The 12,650-nt window shown below is 36.4% G+C and carries 9 protein-coding genes and 2 tRNA genes; 6 read left to right on the top strand and 5 right to left on the bottom strand.

Annotated features, from left to right (window positions below; all coding sequences use genetic code 11):
- Positions 1 to 35: 35 nt before the first annotated feature.
- Both FCN74_RS04195 and FCN74_RS04190 read right to left on the bottom strand, forming a co-directional pair.
- On the bottom strand, positions 36 to 1,538 hold the full coding sequence (locus FCN74_RS04195) for an OmpP1/FadL family transporter (protein WP_138931323.1): 1,503 nt from the start codon (positions 1,536 to 1,538) through the stop codon (positions 36 to 38).
- 79 nt (positions 1,539 to 1,617) lie between these two features.
- Entirely contained in the window at positions 1,618 to 2,751 is a 1,134-nt protein-coding gene (locus FCN74_RS04190) for a hypothetical protein (RefSeq protein WP_138931322.1), read from the bottom strand.
- 100 nt (positions 2,752 to 2,851) lie between these two features.
- On the opposite strand from FCN74_RS04190, the gene proS reads away from it, so the two are divergent.
- The 4 genes from proS to rpsT all read left to right on the top strand — a co-directional run bounded on the left by proS (position 2,852) and on the right by rpsT (position 4,940).
- Positions 2,852 to 4,330, top strand: coding sequence for a proline--tRNA ligase (gene proS / locus FCN74_RS04185; protein ID WP_138931321.1), 1,479 nt, complete (start codon positions 2,852 to 2,854; stop codon positions 4,328 to 4,330).
- A gap of 156 nt (positions 4,331 to 4,486) precedes the next feature.
- Positions 4,487 to 4,558: transfer RNA gene (locus FCN74_RS04180), tRNA-Glu, on the top strand.
- Positions 4,559 to 4,583: 25 nt separating this feature from the next.
- A tRNA-Glu gene (locus tag FCN74_RS04175) sits at positions 4,584 to 4,655 on the top strand.
- A gap of 33 nt (positions 4,656 to 4,688) precedes the next feature.
- Positions 4,689 to 4,940: a 30S ribosomal protein S20 gene (rpsT, locus tag FCN74_RS04170; protein ID WP_138931320.1), complete on the top strand. Its 252-nt coding sequence runs from the start codon at positions 4,689 to 4,691 to the stop codon at positions 4,938 to 4,940.
- Between the two features lie 70 nt (positions 4,941 to 5,010).
- Here rpsT and paaZ read toward each other — a convergent pair whose 3' ends face one another.
- Positions 5,011 to 7,521 carry a phenylacetic acid degradation bifunctional protein PaaZ gene (gene paaZ / locus FCN74_RS04165; protein ID WP_138931319.1) on the bottom strand — a complete coding sequence of 837 codons (2,511 nt, stop codon included), beginning with the start codon at positions 7,519 to 7,521 and terminating at the stop codon, positions 5,011 to 5,013.
- A 68-nt stretch (positions 7,522 to 7,589) separates the two neighbouring features.
- Positions 7,590 to 8,792 (bottom strand): 3-oxoadipyl-CoA thiolase, encoded by a 1,203-nt coding sequence (gene pcaF / locus FCN74_RS04160; protein ID WP_138931318.1) that lies wholly within the window; start codon positions 8,790 to 8,792, stop codon positions 7,590 to 7,592.
- A gap of 323 nt (positions 8,793 to 9,115) precedes the next feature.
- Here pcaF and FCN74_RS04155 point away from each other — a divergent pair, with 323 nt between their 5' ends.
- Entirely contained in the window at positions 9,116 to 10,990 is a 1,875-nt protein-coding gene (locus FCN74_RS04155; protein WP_138931317.1) for a DNA topoisomerase IV subunit B, read from the top strand.
- A 13-nt stretch (positions 10,991 to 11,003) separates the two neighbouring features.
- Here the strand turns inward: FCN74_RS04155 and FCN74_RS04150 are convergent, their stop codons facing one another.
- Entirely contained in the window at positions 11,004 to 11,957 is a 954-nt protein-coding gene (locus FCN74_RS04150; protein ID WP_138931316.1) for a DUF302 domain-containing protein, read from the bottom strand.
- Positions 11,958 to 12,160: 203 nt separating this feature from the next.
- Here FCN74_RS04150 and FCN74_RS04145 point away from each other — a divergent pair, with 203 nt between their 5' ends.
- The gene (locus FCN74_RS04145; RefSeq protein ID WP_138931315.1) at positions 12,161 to 12,646 is read left to right on the top strand and encodes a biotin/lipoyl-containing protein; all 486 of its coding nucleotides are present in this window, start codon (positions 12,161 to 12,163) and stop codon (positions 12,644 to 12,646) included.
- Positions 12,647 to 12,650: the final 4 nt, after the last annotated feature.

Here is a 12,650-nt window from a genome sequence, read left to right as displayed (position 1 = left end):
TTAACGCTCTTAGCTGCAAAATGGTATGAAATATTTTAAAATCCAAAAGATACGGTTAGAAACAAATTTGTAATATCTGATGCTATCTGTGCTCTTTGGTCTAAGCCTGTTTCAAATAAACGGTCATTCCGATCAATTGAAGCTAAACTGTAAGCCAAATCAATATTAACATTATTGATAGTGTAGCCAAGTCCTAAGCTAAAACCTTCTAAATCACCTTGAAAGAAATTATTTTCATACGGTGTTTCTTGAAAAAAGTAACCTCCACGAAATTTTAATTGTTTATAAACATATTCTCCACCGATATTCAAATTTCCTGCAGAAGTCAGGTTTTGATCAATCTCTGCATTTAAAAACTCAAGACTATTTGAAGTAAATTTAGCATTGGAATAATCCTGTATATTATAATCAACACTGAGTAAGCCTTTTCCTCCAAATATATAAGATAAACCCGCGGTCCATTGACTAGCTGTTCTGTAGTTATAATTAGGAAAAATATTGAGCACATTAGGATCGACACTTGCAGGACCAAATTCCTCGCTTCCTGTTCTTATAAATTGAGTGGTTTCGTCAGACACATTAAACCAGGTTGGCGATTCGTAAGATAAAGCTGCTCGTAGTTGGTCAGTAATTTTAACTATACTCCCTAATTGAAAAGAAAAGGCGTTTGCTCTTGTTCTCAATCTATTATCAAAACGTATACTGTTGATATCACTTGTCGGGTCAGAATTTGTTTCTAAAAATGAGGTAAATCTATCATACTCCATATAATGCGCATTGAGGTTTAAACCAAAATAAAAACGTTTACTAAGTTCTACACTAGCATTAAATGAAAATTTACCGTGATACCCATCTTCCCGTATGATATAATCCTGCAGAACATTGTCAGCAGTCATATTTGACGTGTAAATGGTATTGTTAAAATCGTCTGGGTCTACGGGATCTATTACGAAAGATTGAAAACCCAACAATGCATTTTGTGCAGACACTCCTTCAGTTTCTCCCAAAAAGACATACAGATCTGAAACAGATTCACCTGCCAAAGGTGTTAACAAGTCTAAAGGTAGTCCATTGGCGCTGTCGACAAAAAATTGATCTATGGATTGACTGTTATTACCTCTTGCTACATATGAATCGTCGTAATTAGCTATTTGTTCATAAGTAAAACCATAAGCATATTTTGACAAAGTAGCGTCTTCATTATTAGAGGCAAAAACGAAAACAATTCCTGCTTGGTTTAAATCAAAAGTTGTTTCATTATCACTGGTCAAACCATCGGTAAAGTTTACATCATTGCTTCTAATGTTTAGATTTAAGGTTCCTGAGGCATGGTTAGTCAGGAAGATTGATGAACCAGATGGATTGAGTTTTAGGGCAGATAAATCTCCACCAAGTGAACTAAATGCTCCAGACATGCCTGAAAAGCGTGCAGTACCCATCAAGTCCTGTCTTGAAAACCTTACAGCATCAGTAAGGTCTTGTGCAAACATAAGTCCCATTGGGATCAATAATAATGCTATTAGAATCTTAAATTTCATGTTTTTTGAGATAAAAAACTCCCTGAAATTGGTTAAAATCTTCAATAATTCAGACAGTTAATTTAATATTAAAGGATTATTATCTTCTACCACCTCCTCTAGAGCTTCTACCACTGCTTCGGCTTCCAGATGATCTAGAGCTACTACTTCGACTTGAGCTTCTTACACTTGAGCTACTTCTTGTAGATCTAGTCCTAGGTGAATAGGATCTATTATTCCTGGTAGTTCTAGACCTGACCGAACTTCTACGTGAAGAATTTTGATAAAGGCTTTGGTTAGAATAACCAGATCTTGATCTTCGTGTTGTAGTGGTAGTTCTATCATTTGATCTCCCACTTCTTGTCCTAGCATTTATATTACTAGAATTTCTTATTCTTCTACCATCAGAATTAACAAAACTGCGATTACTTCTTGCAGCGTTTAACCTGCTTCTTGAATTTGATGATCTCCCTCTGATATTTTGATTACTTCTTACACCTCTTCTACTAGTGTTGAAATTTGATCGCCCTCGGTTTAAAGCTACAGTATTGTTTCTGTAGTTTCTGTGATATGCAAAGCCACTATATGGATTATAGAATCCTACTGCTGGGCCATAAAAACCGCCCCAGCCCCAGCCTGGACCGTAAAAGCCACCACCCCAGCCAAATCCTGGACCGTAGAAGCCGCCCCATGCCGGACCGTAAAAGCCACCCCAGCCCCAGCCTGGACCATAAAAGCCACCGCCCCAGCCAAATCCTGGACCGTAAAAGCCGCCCCAGCCCCATCTATTCCAAAGGCCAAAGCCACCCCAGCCCCAAGCGGGAAAAGTATTATCAATATAATTGTATGTTACGGAAGTTGGCTGTGTTCCCCAGCCTCCGTAAGAACTATACTCTGTATTATCAGTATTTACAATAATGTCTTCTTCTGGAACTTCTTCAGAACCTTGAGATGAATAGGAGTCTATATCTGTAAAAACATCATTTTGTTGTCTTGCTTGAGAAATCAACTTATCCTGTTCATCAAAGTAATTCTGATAGTAATCATTATTATTTTGAGTTTGCTCGTTATTATTTTGTTGAGTTGCCTCATTGGCTACAGCATCAGTTGCGTAAATACCATCGTTTTGAACACTTGCGTTTTCATAAGATGACCCGCATGAAGATACAAAAACCACCGTCAATAATCCTGCGACTAATTGTGCAGATTTAAGTAAATTTAGTTTTGGTCTCATAAGTTGTGGTTTTAAAGATTATATATAGAGCAAAATCCTTAGATTTGCCTTTATTTTTATTACTATACATAGATACAACTTCTATGCCAAAAATCAAAATATGTCAAAACACTTAACAAAACGTTCAGAGAACTACTCAAAATGGTACAATGAACTAGTGGTCCAGGCAGATTTAGCAGAAAATTCTGCAGTTCGGGGTTGCATGGTCATTAAACCCTACGGTTATGCCATTTGGGAAAAAATGCAAAAAGAGCTTGATAAAATGTTTAAAGCTACTGGACATGAAAACGCATACTTTCCGCTTTTAGTTCCTAAACATCTTTTTGAAGCTGAAGAAAAAAACGCTGAAGGCTTTGCAAAAGAATGTGCTGTAGTTACACATTATAGGCTAAAAAGTGATAAAAATGATAAGTCAAAGCTTATTGTTGACCCAGAAGCAAAGTTGGAGGAAGAATTAGTCATCAGACCAACATCGGAAGCCATTATATGGAATACATACAAAAATTGGATACAATCTTATCGAGATTTACCTAAAAAAATCAATCAATGGGCTAACGTTATGAGGTGGGAAATGCGAACCCGTTTATTTTTAAGGACTTCTGAATTTCTTTGGCAAGAAGGCCACACAGCTCATGCTACAAAACAAGAAGCAATAGAAGAGGCTGAACTGATGAATAATATTTACGCAAAATTTGCTGAAAAGTATATGGCAATGCCTGTTATAAAGGGCACAAAATCAGAAAGTGAAAAATTTGCTGGTGCTGTAAAGACATATTGTATTGAAGCCCTTATGCAAGATGGTAAAGCATTACAAGCAGGAACATCTCACTTTCTAGGCCAAAATTTTGCGAAAGCTTTTGATGTAAAATATACCAGTAAGGAAGGTAAGCAAGAATACGTCTGGGCTACTAGCTGGGGTGTTTCTACAAGACTTATGGGAGCACTAATCATGTCACATAGCGATGACAGTGGATTAGTTTTACCGCCTAAACTTGCTCCATATCAAGTTGTTATTGTCCCTATATACAGAAATGATGAACAATTCACTCAGATTTCTGAAAAAGCACAGGAAATTATAAATGAACTAGAAGATCATCATATTAGTGTAAAGTTTGATGATAGAGATACACATAAGCCAGGTTGGAAATTTGCAGAATATGAAATGAAAGGTGTACCCCTTAGGATAGGTATTGGCCCGAAAGACCTAGAAAATAACACGGTTGAATTAGCAAGAAGAGATACCTTAAACAAGTCATTTGTCAAACAAGATGGTCTTATCCTTGAGGTAAAACAAACATTAAAAGATATTCAAAATAATCTGTATAAAAAATCTCAAAACTTTATGAGAAAAAATACCCACAAAGTCGAGTCATATGATGAATTTAAAAGCATTACAAATGGTGATGGTGGCTTTATTGAAGCTTATTGGGATGGTTCTGCAAATACAGAAGAGCAAATAAAAAAAGATACTAAAGCGACAATACGATGTATAATAGATGAAAAAATACCTGAAGGAAGTAAGTGTTTATTTTCTCAAAAGAAAGCTGTTTCTAAAGTACTTTATGCTAAAGCCTACTAAATTTTTAAAATTAATATTGCAACATAAATAAAATAATGTATTTTTGCACCCGCAAATTATTGCAGGATCCGTTCGTCTAGTGGTTAGCCCGAAAATTCGGGACAATTCTTTTAAGAATATCACTATTCGAACAACATGTACCTAAATAGATTATAAGGTCCGTTCGTCTAGTGGTTAGGACGCCAGGTTTTCATCCTGGTAACAGGGGTTCGATTCCCCTACGGACTACAAAATGTTCAAAATATAATCAACTGGTCCGTTCGTCTAGTGGTTAGGACGCCAGGTTTTCATCCTGGTAACAGGGGTTCGATTCCCCTACGGACTACAATGTTAACAAAGTAAGACTAAAATAAATATTATGGCAAATCACAAATCTGCTTTAAAAAGAATTAGAAACAGCGAAACCAAAAGGTTACGCAACCGTTATCAGCATAAGACAGCTCGAAATGCTGTTAGAAAACTCGAAAGCACCACAAAAAAATCTGAAGCTGAAAAAATGTTTGACGATGTAATTTCAAAAGTGGACAAACTCGCTAAAAAAAATATCATTCACGCCAACAAAGCTGCTCGTATCAAATCGAGATTAGCGAAGCACGTCGCTTCACTTTAATTATTGCTAAGTCTTACTTATTTATTATAAAACCTTGTTCAGCTGAACAAGGTTTTTTTGTAGGGTTTGATTATATTAAGTCAAACTGATCAAAATGATGGTAAAAATGCTTTCGGTTTAAGAGCTTCCATTCAAAATAATTAAGCATCCCAAAAACTGCATTTTTTGTGGTTACCTCTGGATTGTCTTTAAAAAAATGATGAAATTCGTCATAAGTCTTCAAAAAGGCTTTTATTGCGATTGCTAAATTATCATGACGTAAGTCTTCAAGCTCGTTCTCTTTCATCAAAGGCATCTTATAGTTTTTTGGCATTTTTTCATAATTGTATAAAGTCTCTTGAACTTTGTCCAAATGCTCTTCTGGTGTACCGATATCAAAATTTTGAATATCGCCTTTTGCAATTTTTAAACCGTATTCTAAATGTTCAACCATATGTTGAGCCGTCATCATGCCCCATTTGGGTTTGCTGTTGCTCTCAAGTTGGTTTAATTTTTGTTCGAGATTGGTTTTATTAATCTCTGGAAAAACATCTTGTCTTTTTTGCACCATAGTGAGTATAGTTGCAATAGCAACCAATTGTTCTTCAGGGTCATTTTCTTCAGCATCAAAAACCTCAACATACCATTTTACGATACCGCTTGGCAATTCTTTGCCTTTATGTTCACGGTCAACTTTTTGTTTACACGTCAATCTTACGTAAATTGTGTCGTTATGGTAAAGCGGTCTCAAAAACCTAATGTTCTCCAGGCCATAATTTGCTGCAACAGGTCCTTTATTAGGATAAACAAATAAGCCGGCAGCTGCTGATATGATAAAATAGCCATGCGCTGTTCGTTTTTCAAAAATACTGCCTTCTAGAGATGTAATATCAGTATGGGCATAAAAATGATCCCAAGTAAGGTTTCCAAAATTAATGATATCGGTATCTGTTAATGTCCGCTTATGAGTTTCGAGCGACATCCCTGGTTCAATATCTTCCCAATGATACGCAAACGGGTGCTTTTTTGTTGCTTTATAAGCAGATTTGGGTTGATAAATCCCTGTGATTTCAGTCAATGTTGTCGGGCTACCTTGAATAGCACAACGTTGCATAAAATGTTTAATACCACGCTTGCCACCCATTTCTTCACCACCGCCAGCTCGCCCGGGGCCACCGTGAACCAAATTTGGTAATGGTGAACCGTGACCTGTGCTTTGCTTAGCAGATTCTCTATTAATGGCTAAAATACGTCCATGATGTGAGGCTGCTTGAATTGTATATGCACTTGCTATTTTATCATCATTAGTAAAAATGGAGCTAACCAAAGAGCCTTTTCCTTTTTTAGAAAGTTCTACAGCTTCATCGAGACTTTTGTATGGCATTAACGTGCTCACCGGGCCAAAAGCTTCTGTGATGTGAACGGCTTCATTTTTAAATGGCTCATTTTCACGTAAAACAATAGGTTTTATAAATGCACCTTTGTCATAGTCGGCATTGAGCAATTCCATGCTTTCAAAATCGCCATAGACCATATCAGCAGTTTTAGTAATTTTCTTAACTTGACTTTTTACATTTTCCAATTGTTTTTTATCGACCAAGCACCCCATGCGCACATCTTTTTCACGAGGATTACCTATTGTAACTTTATTTAACGCCTGCCCTAATGCAATTTGAACATCTTCAAGTAAATCTTCTGGTACTATTATACGTCGAATCGCTGTACATTTTTGACCACACTTTACCGTCATTTCATTGCGAATTTCTTTGATAAACAAATCAAATTCTGGTGTACCCGGCTTAGCATCTTGACCAAGAATGCTAGCATTTAGTGAATCTGCTTCCATGGTAAACGGTACCGATTCTTTAATCAATTGCGGGTGATTTTTTAACTGTTTTCCGGTAGAAGCTGAACCTGTAAATGTTACAATATCTTGAGACAGCACGCTATCTAAAATATTTTTAGCCGTACCACTTATAAGCTGCAATGCACCTTCTGGCAAAATACCTGAAGCAATGATATATTTTACCGCAGCTTCTGTTAAATAGGCCGATTGTGGCGCGGGTAAAACTACGGCTGGCACACCAGCCATCCAATTTACAGCACATTTTTCTAACATTCCCCAAACCGGGAAGTTAAACGCATTAATATGGACAGCGACGCCTTCTTTGGGTACTAGAATATGATGCGCCATAAATCTACCTCCGCGAGACAAATCAATTGGATCACCTTCGACATCGTAAGGTGAGTTTGGAAAAAGTTTTCTCAGCGAAGCATTTGCAAACAAATTGCCGATACCACCATCAATATCAAACCATGAGTCGCGTTTGGTTGCCCCTGTTTTATAACTTACTTCATATAAATCTTTTCGCTTTTTTTGAAGATAATAAGCCAGTTTTTTAAGCATCAATCCACGCTCTTGAAATGTCATCTGACTAAGATTTTTGTTATGCTTTCTACCAAAAGCTAAAGCTTCAGGAATATCGAGTCCATCAATATTGATATTGGTAAAGTGTTCTCCTGTTGCCGCATCAAAAATCGGCTGGCTTTCACCTTGGCCTTGTGTCCATTTTCCGTTAATATAACTTTGTGTGGTTTTCATAATTTTTTTTTTAGTGGTATTTTAAACTCAAGGATCTAATCGATTACGCTCTGTGGATTTCGGTTCGCTCAACATCTTTCTATCACAGCGGCGTATCCTTGTCCAACACCTACACACATGGTTATTAGAGCGTATTTTTTACTGGTTAATTCCAGTTCAAGAGCAGCGGTGTAGGCCAATCTTGCACCAGTAACACCAAGTGGATGACCGATGGCTATGGCGCCTCCGTTGGGGTTGATTCTCGGGTCATTGTCTTTTAAGCCCCATGCACGAATACAGGCTAATGATTGAGCTGCAAATGCTTCATTTAACTCAATAATATCCATATCTGCAAGGCTAAGTCCAGCCTTTTTAAGTGCTTTGTTTGAGGCTTCAACAGGACCAATACCCATAACTCTGGGCTCAACACCGACTACAGCTGAACTTAATATTTTAGCTTTAGGTTTTAAGCCATATTGCTTTACAGCATTTTCTGATGCTATGATTGTTGCGACTGCACCATCATTTAAACCTGAAGAGTTTCCAGCAGTAACACTGCCGTTTTTTCGAAATGCGGGTCGAAGTTTGACTAGTATTTCTAGTTTGGTCTGTGGCTTGATAAACTCGTCATCTTTAAAAATTATAGGGTCTTTTTTACGCTGAGGAATTTTAACCTCAACAATTTCTTTGGCCAAACGCCCAGTGTTTTGAGCTTGAGCTGCTTTGTTTTGACTATTGTAGGCAAACCTGTCTTGATCTTCACGAGAAATTTTATGAATATCAACAAGATTTTCAGCGGTCATACCCATGCCGTCTGTGCCATACATTTCATGCATTTTAGGGTTGACAAAACGCCAACCGAAGCTCGTGTCATAAAGTTTGGCGTCATTACCATAAGCACTTGAGGTTTTTGAAATAGCAAAAGGACCACGGGTCATATGCTCTACCCCACCAGAAATAAATAAATCGCCATCCCCAGTTTTTATTGCGCGATGGGCATGAATTATTGCTGAGAGACCACTACTGCACAAACGGTTTACAGTTTCTCCAGGGACAGAATAGGGCAATCCAGCCAACAATAGGCACATACGAGCTACATTTCGATTGTCTTCACCGGCTTGATTGGCACAACCTAAAATCACATCGTCAAAAGCGTCTTTAGGAATATTGTTGTTACGATTTACAATTTCATTAATCACCAAAGCGCCTAAATCATCAGTGCGGATCGGTGACAATGTACCTTTATAGTTTCCAATTGGCGTTCTGACTCCATCTACAATATATGAATTCATAGTTTATGATATCTTTAAATTGAAGTTTAAAAATAGAGGTTTTTATAGAATTTTGTAATGATATTAATGATTTATTGGTATTTCTTTAAAACAAATCTTGTATTGGCTGTCAAGACAACTGTTCATGTCAGCCAATAAGTCTAGTCCTGGCATAGGGATTGTGGTTCGACTTTGCTCACCATTCTTTATTGGAGTTACGCATTTGGCATGACGACTGCCTAAAGCCCGCCGATGCGACTTTGGAGTATCGACAGCCCTAATTGAGGATATGAAATTTCGTAGTTTTAAAAACAAGTCTTATCTTGGCATTAAAATTTGATAAGATGGCAAAAGAAACTGCATATACCGAAGACAATATCAAATCTCTGGATTGGAAAGAGCATATCCGTATGCGCCCCGGAATGTATATTGGAAAGCTCGGTGATGGTTCAAGTGGAGATGACGGCATTTATATTTTACTTAAAGAGGTGCTGGATAATTCTATTGATGAATACGTCATGGGTGTCGGCAAAACGATTGAGGTTTCTATTCAAAATAATCGTGTTATCGTAAGAGACTACGGACGTGGTATTCCTTTGGGTAAAGTTGTAGATGTAGTCTCTAAAATGAATACAGGTGGAAAATACGATACAAAAGCATTCAAAAAATCGGTTGGACTTAATGGTGTTGGTACCAAAGCTGTAAATGCTTTGTCTGAATATTTCAGAGTAGAATCTAATCGTGATAACAAGTCGGTGGCGGCCGAGTTTGAATTAGGTGAGCTTAAAAACGAGGAAAAGCTAGATGAGACTTCGCGCCGACGTGGTACAAAAGTGAGCTTTGTACCAGATAATGAGATTTTTAAAAAATATAATTACCGCAGTGAGTATGTGGAAAAAATGCTTAAAAACTATGTGTATCTCAACCCTGGTTTAACGATTGTCTTTAATGGTAAAAAGTTTTACTCTGAAGATGGTTTAAAGGATCTGTTAAGTGATAATATAAGAAAAGAAGATCGGCTTTTTCCAATCATCCATTTAAGAGGTGAAGATATTGAAGTGGCCATGACCTATAGCAAAGCACAATATAGTGAAGAATACCATTCGTTTGTAAACGGTCAAAACACGACTCAAGGCGGGACACATTTGACTGCCTTTAAAGAAGCTGTGGTCAAAACCATACGTGAGTTTTTTGGTAAAAAGTATGACCCTAGTGACATTAGAAAATCTATAGCTGCTGCTATTAGCATTAAGGTCATGGAGCCTGTTTTTGAAAGTCAAACCAAAACTAAGCTCGGTTCTACAGATATGGGTGGCGATTTACCAACAGTTAGAACTTATATTTTAGATTTTGTCAAAAGAAAACTGGACAACCATTTACACAAAAATCCTGAAACTGCAGAAAAACTTCAGCGTAAGATTCTTCAGGCAGAGAAAGAACGCAAAGACTTATCTGGCATTAGAAAGTTGGCACGTGAACGTGCAAAAAAAGCGAGTTTACACAATAAAAAATTGAGAGACTGCCGTATTCATTTGGGAGACACCAAAAAAGAACGCAATCTTGAAACTACACTGTTTATTACAGAGGGTGATTCGGCTAGTGGTAGTATTACAAAATCTCGTGATGTCAATACCCAGGCGGTATTTAGCCTTAAAGGTAAACCTTTAAACAGTTATGGTTTGAGTAAGAAAATTGTTTATGAAAATGAAGAATTCAACTTACTTCAAGCTGCTTTAAACATTGAAGATTCTCTTGAAGACTTACGCTACAACAACATTGTAATTGCAACAGATGCCGATGTGGATGGAATGCATATCCGTTTATTGATTATCACTTTCTTTTTGCAATTTTTCCCTGAAGTGATTCGTGAGGGGCATTTGTATATTTTACAAACCCCTTTGTTTAGAGTGAGGAATAAAAAAGAAACCATTTATTGTTACTCTGAAGACGAAAGAAGACAAGCGGTTAAAATACTAGGAAAAAAACCAGAAATTACCAGATTTAAAGGACTTGGCGAAATTTCACCGGATGAGTTTAAACACTTTATAGGTGATGATATCCGGCTTGACCCTATAATGCTTGACAAAACAAAAAGTATAGATGAAATTTTAAAATTCTACATGGGCAAAAACACCCCTGATAGACAAGATTTTATCATCGACAATCTGAGACTTGAAATTGATTTGGCGGAAGAGCTAGAACAAGAAATTGAGGCGTAAGCTTATCTAATCTTTATTCAACGGCTTCAGAACTTATTTTATCTAAAACCGTATTAATTTTTTTAAAAGCCCTATCATGTCCATCAATCTGATGGCGTTCTTTAAGGAAGTAAATATCGTTATAAGACACAAAACTTTGTCCTGTTTTATCTTCCCAAACCAGCATTTTCTGTGGCAAATCTAAGGCTAAACTTTGTTGTGTTTCCATTAATGGTGACCCTATTTTAGGATTTCCAAACACCACTAGATAAGTTGGTGTTAATTCTAAACCAGCCTTTTTTGCGTTGGCCTGATGGTCTAATGTTGCTATAACTTTTAAGCCTTTTTTTCTCTCTAGAATAGTCATCAACCTATCTAATGTCGATGCAAAATTATAATTACTTTCTTTTGTCACAATACCCTGATGTTTTGAAACCTCAAGCTCTATAGATTGATAGTTTTGACTTCCACTCGTTCTTTCAATCAAGGCCTTAAGTGTATTAGATATTACAGGGAGTTTTTTGTGATTTTCAAGTGCATATCTTCGATTGAGATATTCAACATCGTTATAAATAATTTGATTTTTGCCATTTTTATCTTGAATATAAATCACTTTTTGTGGTAAATCTAGACCTGTTAATGGGTTTACCTGCATCAGTGATGTTCCTAAATTAGGGTTGCCAAAAAAAATCGCTTTAGTGGTTGGTAAGTCTACATCAACCTTCCTTGCATTCAGACTGTGATTAATTTCAGCAACAATGCCTATACTTGGGTTTTTATCAAAGATTGCTTTTAAGTTAGTGTATGCTATATCTAAATCATCAATAGAATCGTAAACAACAATACCTTGACTTTGTGTTGCTGTTTTACGCGTATCATCAATCTGTTGTTCAGAATTAGATGATTGGGTTTCTTTACTTGTTTCAGAAGGGTTATTTTTACAACTTAAACATACAATTAATAAGAGTAAGATATAAAGTGATTTCATTGAATATAGGTTTTACGTTTAGTAACACATTAGTGATCAAACTTACAAAATTTATTAAGAATTACTAAGGAGAAAGAACCATATAATCAGGTGTAAGTATTTAAAACTAAACTCAAAAAAGGTTTGTGAAATAATTAATTATGAACATTAATTTTTAATTTCAGACAATCCCTTTTATATTTACCACAACAAATTAATAAGCTATGCCAAAAGCATTTCAAACCAAAGTCAACGACGAATTCGAGTTTGATTTTTCAGAAGAAGACATTCAAAAACAAGACCTCATAAATATTTCGCAAAATGATTGTCATCTTATATTTAAAAACCAATCCCATCTTCTTCAAGTCGTTAAAAAAGATTTATTAGAAAAAACATATCAGGTCAAAATTGACTCAAACATTTACGAGGTCAAGATATCAAATCAGCTAGATCTTTTAATCAAAAAATTAGGCTTATCACTTGGCAAAGCCCATTTGGAAAATGAAATTAAAGCCCCTATGCCGGGAGTGATTTTAGAAATTAATGTAGAAGAAGGCCAAAACGTTAAAGCAGGTGAATCCCTTTTAGTTTTAGAAGCCATGAAGATGGAAAACACCATCACAGCTTCAAATGATGCGAGTATAAAAAGTATCTCTGTTACTCAAGGACAAACCGTTGCCAAAAATGAACTTCTCATAGAGTTAGAGTAAATTT

Source organism: Mesohalobacter halotolerans (assembly GCF_006120725.1).
Lineage (GTDB): Bacteria > Bacteroidota > Bacteroidia > Flavobacteriales > Flavobacteriaceae > Psychroflexus > Psychroflexus halotolerans.
The sequence above is the reverse complement of the archived record's forward strand: the minus strand, read 5'-3'. Positions and strand labels throughout refer to the sequence as shown.